Genomic DNA, 15,711 nt, shown 5'->3' on the forward strand with positions numbered 1-15,711 from the left:
CTCCAACGGCTGAAATCATTCGGCTGCGAATCGTCTGACTTTAATAGGCGTGCCTCATACCCGATACAGTTATGAAGATGTTGCGGGCTGACAAGTTTGTTTCAAATGACTATCTCGTGACTTTATTTTGTTAAGAGCAAACCGGGACAGAAGAATGGCAGCCGAGGAAATGAGGCATACGGCAGATGCAGCGGGACTTGCCGCGCTGATTTCGCGCGCTTCCGAGGCGAAATCCGGCAAAAAGCGCGGCTTGCCGCCTGTCGAGAAATGGAATCCGCCCTTTTGCGGCGATATCGACATGGAAATTCGGGCGGATGGCACATGGTTCTACATGGGCACGCCGATCGGCCGGGCTCCGCTGGTCCAGCTCTTTTCGACCGTTTTGAGGAAGGACGAAGACGGAAAAACCTATCTCGTAACTCCTGTGGAAAAGGTCGGCATCAGGGTCATTGACGCACCCTTTGTGGCCGTCGAGATGAATGCAAGTGAGCGAGATGGCCAGCAGGTTCTGACCTTCCGCACCAATGTCGGCGATGTCATCGAGGCCGGCAAGGATCACCCTCTGCGCTTTCCGGATCATGGGCCAGAGTATGGGAAAGACAGTGAACTAAAGCCCTATCTGCATGTGCGGGGCCGGCTTGAAGCATTGGTGTCACGCGCCGTGATGTATGAGCTGGTCGAACTCGGAGAGGTGGCCGAGGTTGCCGGCCGGGAGATGTTCGTCGTTCGCTCCGGTGGTGAGATTTTTCCGATCATGCCGGCCGACGAACTGGAAGCAGCCTCCCGATGAGTGAAGCGATCAGCAAGACCTATCCCCCGTTTTCGGCTGCCGAGTTCCGTCGTCGTGCGCTCAATCAGATCGGTGCACCCATCGATCACGCCTGGCGCGACCATGGCGACCATGTGCTCAATCCCGATATCGTTGCGCTGGCCGAGACTTTGAAACTCCGTGATGCGGCCGTGCTGGTGCCCGTCGTCGATGATGGCGAAGAGGCGAAGGTGATCTTCACCAAGCGGACGTCGACACTGCGCAAGCATTCTGGCCAGATCGCCTTTCCCGGTGGTTCGATCGATCCCGGGGATGTCTCGCCCGAGATGGCCGCGATCCGCGAAACCGAGGAGGAGATTGGTCTTGGCGGCGGCTTCGTCGAGACGGTCGGCCGGCTGCCGAACTATCTGTCGTCTACCGGGTTCCGCATCACGCCCGTTCTCGGCGTTGTGCAACGCGGTTTTTCGCTGCAGCTCAATCCGATCGAAGTGGACGACGTTTTCGAGGTGCCGCTTTCCTTCCTGATGAATCCTGCCAATCACACACGGGACAAGCGGGTAGTTGATGGTATCGACCGGCATTTCTACCGCATGCCCTATGAAACGCGGATGATCTGGGGCATCACCGCCGGCATCGTCCGCACGCTTTATGAAAGGCTTTATGCATGACCTCTGTTGCCGACCAGGCATGGTTTCAGGATCCGGCGCTCGGTCGGGTTTTTGCGCTCCTGAACGCCGATGGCGGGGAAGGGCGTGTGGTCGGTGGCGCGGTGCGCAACAGCCTGATGGGGCTAGCCGTCGCCGATATCGATGTCGCCACCACGCTGTTGCCGGAAGCCGTCATGGAGCGGGCCGCTGCTGCCGGCATCAAGGCGGTGCCGACCGGCATTGACCACGGAACGGTGACGCTCGTCATCGATGGCTGCCCCTTCGAAGTGACGACGTTGCGTACCGATGTGGAAACGGATGGCCGTCGCGCCAAGGTGGCCTTCAGCGCGGACTGGCAATCGGATGCGGAACGGCGCGACCTCACCATGAATGCACTTTACGCAAATGCTGCGGGCGAGGTGATCGATCTCGTCGGCGGGCTCGATGATATCGAGAAGCGCAATATCCGCTTCATTGGTAATGCAGCGACGCGGATCGCCGAGGACTATCTGCGCATCCTGCGCTTCTTCCGTTTCTTCGCCTGGTACGGTTCCGGACGGCCCGATGCGGAGGGGCTGAGAGCGTCATCCGCCGCGCGTTCGAAGTTGAAAACGCTGTCGGCCGAACGGGTCTGGTCGGAGCTCAGAAAGCTCCTGTCGGCGGAAGATCCAGGCCGGGCGCTTCTCTGGATGCGGCAGGTTGCAGTTCTCTCGGAAATCCTGCCGGAAACGGAAAAATGGGGCATCGATGCCATTCCGGCGCTTGTTGCGACCGAGAAGGCGCTCGGCTGGGAGCCTGATCCGCTGCTGCGGCTGGCCTCGATCATTCCGCCCGATCCGGTGCGGCTGGAGGAATTGGCAGCACGGCTGAAATTTTCGAATGCGGAAGCCGCCTATTTCAGGGCCTGGGCAAAAGCCGCCCCGGTCAATGACGAGATTTCCGCTGCCGCCTTCGAGAAGCTGCTCTACAGAAACGGCGTGGACGGCATCATCGTGCGGCTGAAACTGGCGCTTGGCGTTGCTCGGGGCAAGGCAGAGAATGGTAGTTTTGATGAGATGAGCCGTTCGGCGCGGCTTTCGAAGCTTCTGGACCATGCGCGCATCTGGAAGAAGCCGCAGTTTCCGCTGAACGGCGCAGATGTGATGGCCACGGGCATACAGGCCGGCCCGAAGGTCGGTGAAATCCTGTCGACCTTGGAAAACCAGTGGGTTGAAGAGAATTTTGTCTCCGACCGGGCGGCATTGCTCGCCCGGCTCTCGGAGATTGCAGGTTGAGATCAGGCCGCGTTCGCTTCGTCGCGGATGCGGGCCTTGATATTGTCCACCATGTTTTCGCGAATGGTCGTTTCGCCGTGGGCTGTTCTCATATGTTCGACGGCGCGGCGAACGACTTCAGCGTCATTGTCGGCCCTGGTGTGCCAATCGCATCCGGGAACGAGTGTACCGCATTCGAAAAGTCGCATGGTCTTCTCCTGTCTCTGAAATACAAAACCATCGCGCTTTCGCGCGTTTGAGGAATGTGCGGCAACGGAGAAGGTTCCGGGGGAGAAAGCTTCGGCCGACTTGGACGCCGGCCGAAAGGCTCTGTTTATTGATGGGGCATTGCCCAGGCCATGTAAGTCTCCGAAAGGTGCGCAGGCTTGTTGCTGTTGGCAGCACCTGTTGCCTGCTGTTGAAGTTCTTCCGGAGTCTTGCCGCCTGCTAGCTGCAATTTCACCTGCTCGACAAAGCAGGAGAGCGGCAGGTCGGAACCGCTTTTCGCTCTCAAGTCTTCGGCGATGCGCGTTAGAAACTCGGGCGCTTCGATTGCGCGGGACGTTTCCTGGATATCTGCAGAAGCAGGCGAGCTGCTTTGTACCGTCATGACAATCCTCCTCCGATTGTAACGCACAGAGACTAATTTAGGACGCACTCAGTTCTGATGAAGGCCGTTCAACGCGATTTTACCGGAATAGTATTTCAAATTTACCAGCAGGTTTGCCTTTGTCAGCATGCCGGTCTTTGCCAGCATGCTTGGCGCCGGCTTATGGCCAGCGCACGACGGGCGGCAGGGAAGAAAGAATGGATTCGACATTGCCGCCGGTTTTCAGGCCGAAGATCGTCCCTCGGTCGTAGAGCAGATTAAACTCGACATAGCGGCCACGGCGAATCAATTGTTCGTCACGGTCGGCCTCCGTCCAGTCTTTGTTGAAGTTTGAGCGGACGATCTTGGGGTAAACCATGGCAAAGGCCCGGCCGACGTCCCGTGTGAAGGCGAAATCGGCTTTCCAGCCGCCGGCTTCCTCGTCGGAATGCAGCCAGTCGTAGAAGATGCCGCCAACACCGCGCGCCTCGTTGCGGTGCTTGAGGAAGAAATAGTCGTCGCACCATTTCTTGTAGGCCTCGTAATCGGCGACCGCATGGTTACGGCAGGTGATTTCCATGGCCTTGTGGAAGAGCTGTGTGTCTTCATCTTCCTGCGTGCGGCGGCGACCGAGAACCGGGGTCAGGTCGGCGCCGCCGCCGAACCAGCGGCTGGTGGTGACGACCATGCGGGTGTTCATGTGAACGGCCGGCACGTTGGGATTGACCGGATGGGCGATCAGCGAAATCCCCGATGCCCAGAAGCGCGGATCTTCGGCGGCGCCCGGTATCTGTGCCCGGAAGTCGGGCGCGAATTCGCCATAGACGGTGGATGTATGAACGCCGACCTTTTCGAAGACGCGGCCTTCCATCATCGACATGCGGCCACCGCCGCCGGCACCGTTTTCGCGCGACCAGTCCTTGGCGACAAAGCGGCCGGGCTCCTGATCGGAGAGGGGACCTTCTAGTTCATCCTCCAGCGCTTCGAAGGAAGCGCAGATCGTGTCCCGCAGCCCCTCGAACCATGTACGGGCGGCAGTCTTTTTATCCTCGATGTCTTCGGGCAGGCCGATCGGCAGTTCCGGTCTTTCCATGCGATTCGCTCTTTGTTGATTACAATCCCGGTTTAGCAGGTGCAGCAGAAGCCTGCCAGCAGTGGAAAGCGCCTGCAAGATTCAACTCGCAAAGGGCGGATTTCGATACTACTTTTCATTCAGAGGTAGGTTTTATGGCAAAAATTCCGGGGCCTCCGCCCTTCGAAGGCCTGAAGCGTAGAATAGCAAAGCATCGGGCAGAGGCGTCCGCCCGCCAGCGGGATCATTTTGTCCGCGAAACATACCGGATGGGGCTTTTGGAAGCCCGCGCCAAGGCGCGCGAATGGTTCGACGAATATCCGAAAGCCGCCTATTGGACCGAAGTGGAAAGCTGGCGCCAGCTGGAAGGCGACCAGATCGAATTCACCATGCGTCGCTTGCCATCCGCCGATTGAACTTATTCGGCTGCATCACGCAGGCGGCTTTCGATCAGAAGGCCGCTTTCGTCGAGGATCGGATGTGCCACTGAGACGATGTGCGCATTGATACGCTTCAGGTCACGCAGCATATCGAGATGAAGTGAGCTCGTCTGGAGGCTGTCGGTACGCCCGTCGCGCAGCCGCTCCAGGTGCCGCTCGGCCGATTGCTTTTCCATGCGGCGGACCTCGACCTTCACTTCCATCATCTGCCGGGCGAGATTGAAGTCGCGGGTGACGAAGATCGTCTGGGCGACGCGCAGGTTGTCGATCGTCAGATCAAACAGTTTGCGCAATTCCCTGTAGCCGTCTTCGGAGAATTTCAGGCCGAGCGAGACCTTCTTGCCGACCTGCTCCAGCAAGCCTTTCTCGATGATGTCGCCCATATGCTCGAGATTGATCGCGTAGTCGATGATAACGATAGACCGGCGAGCATTCTCGTCGCTGAGCCCGCCGCGGCCGAGCTTGGAGAGATAGACCTTCACCTCCTGCTGCAGCAGATCCACGCGCTTTTCGAGCGCAGGGATCTCGGCGAGCTTGGACATGTCATTATGTTCGAAAGCATCGGAAGCGCGCAGGAGCATGCGTTCGATCAGATCGCCGACGCCGAGCACTTCGCGCGTCGCGCTGGCAAGGGCCACGACGGGCGTCGACAGCTCCTGCATATCGAGAAACTTGGGACCCTGATCCGGCTGCACGTCATCGGGCACGAGGCGGGCGGTAAAGATAGCCAACATCCGCGAAAAGGGCCAGGCAACGGCGGCAAGAAGGATGTTGAAAATCAGATGCGTATCGACTGGCAGCTTGGCGGGGCCGAAGGGCAGCATTTGGAGCAGCGGCGCTGCATAGCCGGCAAGCGGCAGCGCAATCAGGCAGCCCGCGGTGCGGACGATGAGATTGCCGAGCGTGACGCGTCTCGCCGAGGCAGGGCCGGAGAGGGTGGCGACAACGGGCGGAATCGCGCCGCCGAGATTGGCGCCGAGGACGAGAACGATGATCAGTTCCGGGGACACGATGCCCGTTGACGCGAGCGACAGGATCAGGACGACGACCGCAAGGCTCGACGACGAGATGAAGGCAAGCGCTGCGGAAAAAAACAGAGCGACCGGCCAGGCATCGCCGAGCAGGCCGATGAAGGCAGCCAGTGCCGGCGATGTCCGCATGGGCTCCGTCGCATTGCTCAGTAGATGCAGGGAGAGCAGCATCAGGCCGATGCCGATCATGGCCGCGCCGCCGCCGTGGCGGGCGCTGGACTTTCCGCGATAGAGCACGATGCCGCCAAGAATAAGCAGCGGCGAAAGCCATTCGATGCCGGTAGCGACTATCCAGGCGGTCACGGCAGTCCCGACATTGGCGCCGAGCAGCACGATCTGGGCCATGCGCGGCTTGATGAGGTCGCGCTCCACGAAAGAGGCCGTCATCAGGGCCGTCGCGGTCGAACTCTGCAGGGCGATGGTTGCCAGGAAACCTGACAGGATCGAGCGCGGCCCGTTCGCCGTGCCTGTCGCAAGCCCGGTCCTCAGGCGTGCGCCGAAGGCACGCGTAACGCCGTCCTTGACCTGCGCAAGGCCGAAGAGCAGCAGCGCAATCGCGCCGAACAGATTGATCATGACGATCGTGGATTCCATGGCCTTGGTCTTTTTCTTCTTCTTGAGAAGGTTTTCTCGGTTCTACGTTTCCGTAGTCGAGTAAATCATTGGAATCTCACTGCTTGTGCAGAATTATTGATTGCCTGGCTAATTAATATAGGCGCTTTTGCGTCGATTCAAAGCGTTGTTTGCGACATCAAGGCCGCCAAGGATCGGCATGGGCCGGTTCACGACCAGACGGTCTGCCGCATTGCCTCGCCTGTTATCATCGCGGCGGAGACGGCAAGGTTGATCGAACGCTGGCCTTCCACCATCGGAATCAGAATGCGCCCATCGGCGCGTTCATGCACATGATCGGGCACGCCGGCGCTTTCACGGCCGAAGAGCAAGATATCGTCGGGACGGAAGACGAAATCCGTGTAGCGCTGCGATGCCTTCGTGGTGGCGAGGATCAGGCGGCGGCCGGTGGCTGCGCGCCATTCCTCGAAGCGTTCCCAATTGACATGGCGGGTGAGGGCGGCGGCGGCCAGATAGTCCATGCCCGCGCGCTTCAGATTTCGATCGGAAATGTCGAAACCGGCGGGCTCGATGATGTCGACCGCAAAACCCAGGCAGGCGGCAAGGCGCAGGATCGTTCCGGTATTGCCTGGGATATCGGGTTGATAGAGCGCCAGTCTGAGGTCTGCCATGGGAAATTGTCCGTTGAGATGATAAGCAACTTGCCTATCCGAACTGTGATTTTGAGGCAACAGAACGCTTTTTGACCTGTCGATGGCCACTTTCCGAGCGGTCGGGGCTGGAAATTTAGGCATTTTCGCGTTATCGGTGCATATCTTCAATCGCCAACAGGGAGCGCCGACATGGATATATTTGTGCTGATGCGTCTCCCGCCCGTGATGCCACGCTTGGCGATCTGGCGCATATAAGGCGCTTTTCTTTCCCCAATTGCCCATTTTGAATAATTGCGCGGCCATCACGGCCTCGCCCCTTGAGCCTCCGGTTCCCATATGTGCTTTCGTGCGCCCTAAGAGCGCAAAGCCGGGGCCGGAACGCGGAAGTTCTGGAGCGATTTCATGTTTGACTGGTTCGAACGGCGACTTAATCCCTATCCGAGCGAGGAGCCGGTCGCTCCCCCGAAGGGTCTTTTTGCCTTCTGCTGGCACTACAGCAAGCCGGCGGCGGGATGGCTTGCGCTTATGGCCTTCTTGACGGCGCTGATCGCAGTCGGTGAAGTGGCGCTCTTCCAGTTCCTTGGCGATATCGTCGACTGGTTGACGAATGCCGATAAGGCGACCTTCCTGCAGAATGAGGGTCACAAGCTGATCTGGATGGGCGCGCTGGTGCTGATCGGACTGCCGCTCATTGCCGGTCTCGATTCGCTGATCATGCACCAGATGATGCTCGGCAATTATCCGATGATCGCGCGCTGGCAGATGCACCGCTTCCTGCTGCGCCATAGCATGACCTTCTTTGCCAACGAGTTCGCCGGACGCGTTGCCACAAAGGTCATGCAGACGTCGCTTGCCGTGCGCGAAACGGTCATGAAGATCCTCGACGTCTTCGTCTATGTCGTGACCTACTTTCTGTCGATGATCGTCATCATCGCGGCTGCCGACTGGCGGCTGATGCTGCCGATCCTCGCCTGGCTCGGCATCTATGTCGGCATCGTCGCCTATTTCGTGCCGCGGCTTCGCAAGATTGCGGCGCAGCAGGCGGATGCTCGCTCGCTGATGACTGGCCGCGTAGTGGACAGCTATACGAACATTGCCACCGTGAAGCTGTTCTCCCATGCAGGCCGTGAAGAGGTCTATGCCAAGGAGAGCATGGACGGCTTTCTGGACACGGTGCACAGGCAAATGCGCAAGGTGACGCTCTTCCATATGAGCGTCTACATGAACAACTGCATTTCGCTGTTCATCATTTCCAGCCTGTCCATCTGGCTGTGGCTGAACGGCACGATCTCGGTCGGCGCGATTTCCATCGCCATCGGCCTTGCGATGCGCGTCAACGGCATGTCGCAGTGGATCATGTGGGAAGTCTCGGCGCTCTTCGAAAACATCGGCACCGTCTATGACGGCATGGAGATGATGTCGAAGCAGCACGATATCGTCGACAAGCCGGGTGCGCCTGCGCTGACGGCGAAGAAGGGTGCGATCCATTACGAACGCATCGGCTTCCACTATGGCAAGGGCAAGGGCATCATCGACAACCTGTCGCTCGATATCAAGGCCGGCGAGAAGGTCGGTCTGGTCGGTCGCTCCGGCGCAGGCAAGACGACGCTGATGAACCTGCTCCTGCGTTTCTACGATCTGGAAGCCGGGCGCATCACCATCGACGGCCAGGATATCTCAGATGTGTCGCAGGATAGCCTGCGCTCGTTGATTGGTGTTGTGACGCAGGATACGTCATTGCTGCATCGCTCGATCCGCGACAACATTGCCTATGGGCGTCCTGACGCAACCGATGAGGACGTCATCGAGGCGGCAAGACGGGCGAATGCCTGGGAGTTCATCGAAGGGCTTGTCGACATGCACGGCCGCAAGGCGCTTGATGCGCAGGTCGGCGAGCGCGGTGTGAAACTTTCCGGCGGCCAGCGCCAGCGTATCGCGATCGCCCGCGTCTTCCTGAAGGATGCGCCGATCCTGGTGCTCGACGAGGCGACCTCGGCGCTCGATTCCGAAGTGGAAGCGGCGATCCAGGAAAACCTCTTCGCGCTGATGGAAGGCAAGACTGTCATCGCGATCGCTCACCGCCTGTCGACGCTAACCGAGATGGACCGGCTGATCGTGCTGGACAAGGGCCGCATTATCGAAAGCGGCACGCATGGCGAACTGGTCAGCCATGGCGGTATCTATGCCGATCTATGGAATCGCCAGTCCGGCGGCTTCCTTGCCGATCACGAGGAAGAGGCCGAAGTCGCAGCCCAATAAAATAAGCCCTTCCCGTTTCTGCGGGGAGGGCTTTTCTTTTGTCCTGCCGAAGAAATCAATTTTCCGATTAGAGCGTGCGGACTCGGTCGGCGCAGAGGCTGTCGGCCCAGTCGATGACGCGATGATGCTCCACGACGATGATCGAGTTCGAAGCAAGCGACTGAAGCGTGAAAATCCGCAGCCGTTCCTCCCGTTCGATCCAGCTTGCGATGGCTTCCGTCACGATGCTGTCGCGCGGCACATCCAGCGCGTCCGCCAGGGCGTCGAGCTTTTCCGCAAGGGAAAGCGGAAGATGCGCATTGAGCGTTTTCGTTTCCATATCTGCGGTCTCCGGTAAGGCGCGATCATGGCACGAGATCGTGGCTGCTTCCACCCGTATCAATGGAGATGACGCCGATATTACCGATCATTACGAAAATATAAGGTTGCGTCCGCCTTATATTCTCTTTGCCGCAATTCTGAACGGGCCTATATCGCGGTGATGCTGCTCACTCCGATCCTTCGCCTGTTCGAAACTTGGATAGATCCTTTCCGCGCCAGCGACAATCTTCAGCCGCCGCGCAATACTTTCGGATTCATCTGGTTCTACATCGGTCAGGCCAGGTGGCCCTTTATCGCCATGCTGGTGCTCGGCGGCATGTCGGCGGCAATCGAAGCAGCCCTCTTCTGGTTCGTCGGGCGCCTCGTCGACATCCTCAGCACGATCAAGCCCGGAGCCGGCTGGGGCACGCTTCTGGCCGCCCATGGCGGCGAGATTTTCGGCATGCTGGCGCTGATCGGCATTGTCCGTTTCGTCGTTGCCTTCCTGATTGCGCTGATCGACCAGCAGGTGATCACGCCGGGTTTTTATAATCTGGCGCGCTGGCAGTCCTATCTGCATGTGTCGCGCCAGTCGCTTGCTTTCTTCCAGAGCGATTTTTCCGGCCGCATCGTTACCAAGGTCTGGTCGGCGGGGCAGGCGACGGGCGATCTGGTGACGTCGCTGATGGAGAGCGTCTGGTTCGTCGGCATTTATGCCGTCACTACGCTGGTTCTGGTCGGGCAGCTCGATTTCTCGCTGGCGGCGGTGGTTCTCTTCTGGCTGGCGGCTTTCAGCGTGCTTGCCCGCTATTTCGTGCCGCGCATCCGCTATCACTCGCGTGAAACCGCAGAGGCAGCCTCGCTGCTCAATGGCCGCATCGTCGATGCCTACAGCAATATCCAAACGCTGAAGCTCTTCGCACGCGACGAGGAGAGCGACCGCTACATGCTTGACGGCTTCAACGCCTATCAGGAAACGGTGCTGAAGTTCACGCGTTTCATCACCGGGGTTCGTGCGTCTATGGCGCTGCTCTCGGGCCTGATGATCGTCACCATGGCCGGCCTCAGCATCGATCTGTGGCTGCGCGGGCTGATCAGCTCGGGTGGGGTCGCCTTTTCGCTGACGCTGGTTCTGCGGTTGAACTTCCTTCTCGGCCGATTGATGACCCAGTTTAACGGCATCATGCGCAATCTCGGCACCATTCAGAATGCGGCCGAGCTGATTTCCCAACCGCTGCATCTCGTCAACCGCCCCGATGCGAAAGAACTCGTCATCAAGCAGCCCGGTATCCGTTTCGAAAATGTTTCCTTCCACTACGGCAAGGAGAATGCGGTCATCGACAATTTTTCGCTGACGATCCGTCCTGGCGAAAAGGTCGGCATCATCGGCCGCTCCGGTGCGGGCAAGTCGACGCTGGTGAATATTCTCCTGCGTCTTTACGATCTCGAAGGTGGACGCATTCTGATCGATGGGCAGGATATCGCCGCCGTCACCCAGGAATCATTGCGTATGCAGATCGGCATGGTCAGCCAGGATACGTCGCTGCTGCATCGCTCCGTGCGTGATAATATCCTCTTCGGCCGGCCCGATGCCGGAGAGGAACGTCTTGTCGAGGCTGCAGGACGCGCCGAAGCGCTCGATTTCATCGAGCGGCTGCGGGACCAGCAGGGGCGCAAGGGTTTTGACGCGCATGTCGGCGAGCGCGGGGTCAAGCTCTCGGGCGGCCAGCGCCAGCGTATCGCCATTGCGCGTGTGATGCTCAAGGATGCGCCAATCCTTGTTCTCGACGAGGCGACGTCGGCGCTCGATTCGGAAGTGGAGGAGGCGATACAATCGAACCTCAACCGCGTGATGGAAGGCAAGACGGTGCTTGCGATCGCCCACCGGCTTTCGACCATCGCCGCACTCGACAGGCTTGTCGTGATCGACCGCGGCAAGATCATCGAGGAAGGCACGCATGATGCGCTTCTCAAGCAGGGCGGGCTTTACGCCGAGCTCTGGGCACGTCAGTCCGGCGGCTTCCTCGCCTCCGATGACGATACGCGCTCAGTATTCGCGAACGAAATCGCTGACTAGGCCGTAATGGTTCGAGCCGAAGCTGTCCTCCAGCCGGCTCGTCGAGCGGATGAGCAGCGGCGGTCTTGCGAAGATATGGTCGATGCTGATGCCGAACGAGCCGGCGCTGACCGGCCAAGTGGTTGGTTCCGGGAAATCTGTGGTCAGGCCGGTTCCGCGCAGAAAGTGCTGAATTGTCGGCGCGAGGATCGAGGAATTGAAGTCTCCGGCGACCACCAGAGCCCCCGTGTGAGATTGCATGAAAGTCGGGAGATCCTGGAGTTCGTCAGACTGGAAATCATCAAAATATGGCTTGGACAGGTGAGGGAACAGGAAATCGACAGGCGTTCCATCGAAGTCGATCGAAACCGACACGAGCCGCTGCTTCCAAAGCTCGCCTATGTCATGGATCTCCTGCCGAGCGAAGGGACGTTTTGACAGCACGAGCGTATCGCATGTCTCGCTCGCAGCGCAGCCGATACGGTGGGGATAGATCTGCTGAAGCCGTGGCAACTGCGCAAAGACCGGCTCGGCCTCCATGATGTCGACTACATCGGCGCCTGAAGCCAGTATGGCGTCGGCAATCCGCTCGCCGTTTTCAAAATTGTCATTCTCGATATTGAAGGACATTAGCCGGAAAAGGCGAGGGGCATCCTCCGAAGGTGTCCTGCCGGCGAATTCGCGCAGCATGATGACGCCGTGGATATTCAGGAAGGTTGCCACTGCCAGCATCACGAAGCCGTACCAGTGCCGTTTGAAAAAGAGGGCAATGACGGCGCCGACGGCGCAAATGATGCTGAGATGAATCTGGAAGCTGTAAATGAGCGAAAGCAGCCAGAAGTCGGTGAAATAACGGAGCGAAACGAGGGCCAGAACGATGGTGATGAGGACGCTCAATACGCAGAAAACAGTATGCCTCATCGGCGCAAATCCAAATTCGTATGGCAAACTCACCAGCGCCTAACACGCTCCCTCGTTTGTTGCAACGCAGCAAAGTTGCAAGCCAGTGATTGCCTTAAAAAATTCACTGAAATTTCCCGCGACATTGTGCCCCCATCCCCTTGCCAAGGCTGGACATAATTTGCGATCAAGCATAGAACGCGCCGGATTGGTGGGGAATCTATGGCCGAAATTTGTTCTGATAGATTCGCCGCCTCTGGAGGGGCAGGGCGGAATTCCGCGACAATTGCGCAGAGGATGGTTAAGCCGTGAGCGAACACGTAACGACAAGCGAGGCCTCAGAGCCCACTCGCCGTGATTTCCTTTATCTCACCACTGGCATGGCTGGTGCGGTCGGTGCCGTTGCGGTTGCATGGCCGTTCATCGACCAGATGCGCCCCGATGCGTCGACGCTGGCATTGGCTTCCATCGAAGTCGATGTCGCAAGCCTTACGCCCGGCATGTCGCTGACGGTCAAGTGGCGCGGCAAGCCGATCTTCATCCGCAACCGCACGCCGGAAGAAGTCAAGGCCGCCGCCGACGTCCAGCTGTCGGATCTCAAGGACCCGATCGCTCGCAACGCAAACCTTCCTCCCGACGCTCCGGCAACGGGCGCCGACCGCTCGGGCGGCAAGGATAAAGAAAACTGGATCGTCATGATCGGCACCTGCACCCATCTCGGCTGCGTTCCGCTCGGTCAGGCCGGTGAATACAATGGTTGGTTCTGTCCCTGCCATGGCTCGGTCTACGACACGGCCGGCCGCATCCGCAAAGGTCCGGCGCCGCAGAACCTGGCGATTCCGACCTTTTCGTTTTTGTCCGACACGAAGATCAAGATCGGTTGAGGGGAGACTGATTAATGAGTGGCCATTCCAGCTACGAACCATCAACCGGCCTGGAAAAGTGGGTCGATGCGCGCCTTCCGCTGCCGCGCATGGTCTATGACAGCTTCATTGCCTATCCGGTTCCGCGGAACCTGAACTACGCTTACACTTTCGGCGCCATGCTCGCCGTCATGCTGATCGTACAGATCCTGACGGGTGTTACGCTCGCCATGCACTATGCCGCCGACACGACGATCGCCTTCAACTCCGTTGAAAAGATCATGCGTGACGTCAACCACGGCTGGCTGCTGCGCTACATGCATGCCAACGGCGCTTCGTTCTTCTTCGTCGCAGTCTACCTGCACATCGCCCGCGGCCTCTACTACGGCTCCTACAAGGCGCCGCGCGAAATCCTCTGGATCCTCGGCGTCGTCATCTACCTGCTGATGATGGCAACCGGCTTCATGGGCTACGTTCTACCCTGGGGCCAGATGTCCTTCTGGGGCGCGACTGTTATCACCGGCTTCTTCTCGGCCTTTCCGCTGGTCGGCGAATGGGTTCAGCAGTTCCTTCTCGGCGGCTTCGCCGTCGACCAGCCGACGCTGAACCGTTTCTTCTCGCTGCACTACCTGCTGCCCTTCATGATCGCCGGCGTCGTTGTCCTGCACATCTGGGCTCTGCATGTGGTCGGCCAGACGAACCCGACGGGCGTTGAGGTCAAGACCAAGACGGACACGGTTCGTTTCACGCCTTACGCAACGCTCAAGGATGCGCTCGGCGTCTCGGTCTTCCTGATCGTCTATGCCTACTTCGTCTTCTACCTGCCGAACTATCTCGGCCATGCCGACAACTACATTCCGGCCGATCCGCTGAAGACCCCGGCCCACATCGTTCCGGAATGGTACTTCCTGCCGTTCTACGCGATGCTGCGTTCGATCACCTTCAACGTCGGTCCGATCGACTCCAAGCTCGGCGGCGTCCTCGTCATGTTCGGCGCGATCCTCGTGCTGTTCTTCCTGCCTTGGCTCGACACTTCGAAGGTGCGTTCGGCGGTTTATCGTCCGTGGTTCAAGCTGTTCTACTGGCTGTTCGTGATCAACGCGATAATCCTCGGCTGGCTCGGTTCGCAGCCTGCAGAAGGCCTGTACACGACGATTTCGCAGGTCTGCACACTCCTCTACTTCGCCTTCTTCCTGGTCGCGATGCCGGTTCTCGGTCTGGTGGAAACACCGCGCCGTATTCCGAACTCGATCACTGAAGCGGTGCTCGAAAAGCGCAACAAGATTGCTGCGGCCAAGGCCTGAGCGAGCGACGGGAAGGAATAGAAACATGAAAAAGCTTGTTGCAAGCATTCTGTCGCTCGCGGTCACAGCCGGTGTTGCCGGTGTGGCTTTTGCTCAGGAAGCGGCGGCTCCGGCCGCTCATCACGAGGAAAGCGCTACGCCGCATTATCCGCTGAAGGAGCCCAAGGAAATCGACTGGACCTTCGCAGGTCCGTTCGGTCACTACGACAAGGGCCAGCTCCAGCGTGGCTTGAAGGTCTACACGGAAGTCTGTTCCGCCTGCCACTCGATGAACCTCGTACCCTTCCGCATGCTGAGCGAGCTCGGCTATTCGGATGCGCAGGTGAAGACCTTCGCGGCCAATTACGAAGTCCAGGACGGCCCGGATGCCAGCGGTGAAATGTTCACCCGCAAAGCGGTTCCGTCTGACCACTTCCCGTCGCCCTATCCGAATGTGGAAGCGGCTGCTGCCGCTAACAACGGTGCGGCTCCGCCTGACATGTCGCTGCTCGCCAAGGCGCGCGAAGTCGAGCGCGGCTTCCCGCAGTTCGTCTTCGACATCTTCACGCAGTATCAGGAAAGCGGCCCCGACTACATTCACGCGCTGCTGACCGGCTACGAAGAGCCGCCGGCGGGCGTCAAGGTGGCGCAGGGCTCGCATTACAATCCGTATTTCCATGCCGCTGACGTGCTCGCCATGCCGAAGCCGCTCTCCGACGACCAGGTCACCTATGACGATGGTTCGCCGCAGACGGTCGATCAGTATTCCAAGGATGTCTCGTCGTTCCTGATGTGGGCGTCCGAGCCGCACCTCGAAGAACGCAAGCGCACCGGCTTCATGGTCATGATCTTCCTGCTGATCTTCACCGTGCTGATCTACCTGACCAAGCGGTCGATCTATTCCCGGACCGATCACTAAGCGGCCCCTTAGTCCCGAGGAAAAGGCGGCTTTTTAGCCGCCTTTTTTATTTGGTTTGATCCGACGCAGTTGATAGTGTGCGGGCGCTTTGTGCCCCTCGCAGA

The 15,711-nt window shown here is 59.1% G+C and carries 16 protein-coding genes; 9 read left to right on the plus strand and 7 right to left on the minus strand.

Annotated features, from left to right (window positions below; all coding sequences use genetic code 11):
* The first annotated feature begins 154 nt into the window (after positions 1-154).
* Genes ACR9ZQ_RS08460 through ACR9ZQ_RS08470 form a run of 3 tightly spaced genes read left to right on the plus strand, consistent with a single transcriptional unit; the run spans position 155 to position 2,690 of the window.
* Positions 155-790, plus strand: coding sequence for a DUF1285 domain-containing protein (locus tag ACR9ZQ_RS08460; RefSeq protein WP_310386927.1), 636 nt, complete (start codon positions 155-157; stop codon positions 788-790).
* On the plus strand, positions 787-1,437 hold the full coding sequence (locus ACR9ZQ_RS08465) for a CoA pyrophosphatase (RefSeq protein WP_481427540.1): 651 nt from the start codon (positions 787-789) through the stop codon (positions 1,435-1,437). The genes ACR9ZQ_RS08460 and ACR9ZQ_RS08465 overlap by 4 nt, the downstream gene beginning before the upstream one ends.
* Positions 1,434-2,690 carry a CCA tRNA nucleotidyltransferase gene (locus ACR9ZQ_RS08470; protein ID WP_481427541.1) on the plus strand — a complete coding sequence of 419 codons (1,257 nt, stop codon included), beginning with the start codon at positions 1,434-1,436 and terminating at the stop codon, positions 2,688-2,690. The genes ACR9ZQ_RS08465 and ACR9ZQ_RS08470 overlap by 4 nt, the downstream gene beginning before the upstream one ends.
* Before the next feature lie 2 nt (positions 2,691-2,692).
* On the opposite strand, the gene ACR9ZQ_RS08475 is transcribed toward ACR9ZQ_RS08470, so the two are convergent.
* The 3 genes from ACR9ZQ_RS08475 to hemF all read right to left on the minus strand — a co-directional run bounded on the left by ACR9ZQ_RS08475 (position 2,693) and on the right by hemF (position 4,351).
* Positions 2,693-2,878, minus strand: coding sequence for a DUF1059 domain-containing protein (locus ACR9ZQ_RS08475; RefSeq protein ID WP_007824454.1), 186 nt, complete (start codon positions 2,876-2,878; stop codon positions 2,693-2,695).
* A gap of 125 nt (positions 2,879-3,003) precedes the next feature.
* Positions 3,004-3,279 (minus strand): hypothetical protein, encoded by a 276-nt coding sequence (locus ACR9ZQ_RS08480; protein ID WP_310386932.1) that lies wholly within the window; start codon positions 3,277-3,279, stop codon positions 3,004-3,006.
* A 160-nt stretch (positions 3,280-3,439) separates the two neighbouring features.
* Positions 3,440-4,351 (minus strand): oxygen-dependent coproporphyrinogen oxidase, encoded by a 912-nt coding sequence (gene hemF, locus ACR9ZQ_RS08485; RefSeq protein ID WP_029868581.1) that lies wholly within the window; start codon positions 4,349-4,351, stop codon positions 3,440-3,442.
* A 134-nt stretch (positions 4,352-4,485) separates the two neighbouring features.
* Between hemF and ACR9ZQ_RS08490 the strand changes: the two genes are divergently transcribed.
* Positions 4,486-4,746, plus strand: coding sequence for a hypothetical protein (locus ACR9ZQ_RS08490; RefSeq protein ID WP_029868583.1), 261 nt, complete (start codon positions 4,486-4,488; stop codon positions 4,744-4,746).
* A 2-nt stretch (positions 4,747-4,748) separates the two neighbouring features.
* On the opposite strand, the gene ACR9ZQ_RS08495 is transcribed toward ACR9ZQ_RS08490, so the two are convergent.
* Complete coding sequence (locus ACR9ZQ_RS08495; RefSeq protein ID WP_481427542.1) at positions 4,749-6,395, minus strand: Na/Pi cotransporter family protein; 1,647 nt, start codon at positions 6,393-6,395, stop codon at positions 4,749-4,751.
* Positions 6,396-6,583: 188 nt separating this feature from the next.
* A complete protein-coding gene (locus ACR9ZQ_RS08500; protein ID WP_029868585.1) occupies positions 6,584-7,045 on the minus strand; it encodes a tRNA (cytidine(34)-2'-O)-methyltransferase in 462 nt (153 codons plus the stop codon).
* A gap of 384 nt (positions 7,046-7,429) precedes the next feature.
* Here ACR9ZQ_RS08500 and ACR9ZQ_RS08505 point away from each other — a divergent pair, with 384 nt between their 5' ends.
* Positions 7,430-9,286, plus strand: coding sequence for an ABC transporter ATP-binding protein (locus tag ACR9ZQ_RS08505; protein ID WP_481427543.1), 1,857 nt, complete (start codon positions 7,430-7,432; stop codon positions 9,284-9,286).
* A gap of 67 nt (positions 9,287-9,353) precedes the next feature.
* On the opposite strand, the gene ACR9ZQ_RS08510 is transcribed toward ACR9ZQ_RS08505, so the two are convergent.
* Positions 9,354-9,605 (minus strand): CopG family ribbon-helix-helix protein, encoded by a 252-nt coding sequence (locus ACR9ZQ_RS08510; protein WP_007824443.1) that lies wholly within the window; start codon positions 9,603-9,605, stop codon positions 9,354-9,356.
* Positions 9,606-9,767: 162 nt separating this feature from the next.
* Here ACR9ZQ_RS08510 and ACR9ZQ_RS08515 point away from each other — a divergent pair, with 162 nt between their 5' ends.
* Entirely contained in the window at positions 9,768-11,663 is a 1,896-nt protein-coding gene (locus ACR9ZQ_RS08515; RefSeq protein WP_439017260.1) for an ABC transporter ATP-binding protein, read from the plus strand.
* Here the strand turns inward: ACR9ZQ_RS08515 and ACR9ZQ_RS08520 are convergent.
* On the minus strand, positions 11,634-12,563 hold the full coding sequence (locus ACR9ZQ_RS08520; RefSeq protein WP_481427544.1) for an endonuclease/exonuclease/phosphatase family protein: 930 nt from the start codon (positions 12,561-12,563) through the stop codon (positions 11,634-11,636). The genes ACR9ZQ_RS08515 and ACR9ZQ_RS08520 overlap by 30 nt on opposite strands.
* Before the next feature lie 287 nt (positions 12,564-12,850).
* Between ACR9ZQ_RS08520 and petA the strand changes: the two genes are divergently transcribed.
* The 3 genes from petA to ACR9ZQ_RS08535 are packed head-to-tail and all read left to right on the plus strand — an operon-like array spanning position 12,851 to position 15,607.
* Positions 12,851-13,426 (plus strand): ubiquinol-cytochrome c reductase iron-sulfur subunit, encoded by a 576-nt coding sequence (gene petA, locus ACR9ZQ_RS08525; protein WP_310386946.1) that lies wholly within the window; start codon positions 12,851-12,853, stop codon positions 13,424-13,426.
* Between the two features lie 14 nt (positions 13,427-13,440).
* Positions 13,441-14,709 carry a cytochrome b gene (locus ACR9ZQ_RS08530; RefSeq protein ID WP_310386948.1) on the plus strand — a complete coding sequence of 423 codons (1,269 nt, stop codon included), beginning with the start codon at positions 13,441-13,443 and terminating at the stop codon, positions 14,707-14,709.
* A 25-nt stretch (positions 14,710-14,734) separates the two neighbouring features.
* Positions 14,735-15,607, plus strand: coding sequence for a cytochrome c1 (locus ACR9ZQ_RS08535; RefSeq protein ID WP_113322015.1), 873 nt, complete (start codon positions 14,735-14,737; stop codon positions 15,605-15,607).
* The last annotated feature ends 104 nt before the right edge of the window (positions 15,608-15,711 follow it).

This window comes from Rhizobium sp. KNZ14-9A, assembly GCF_056755015.1.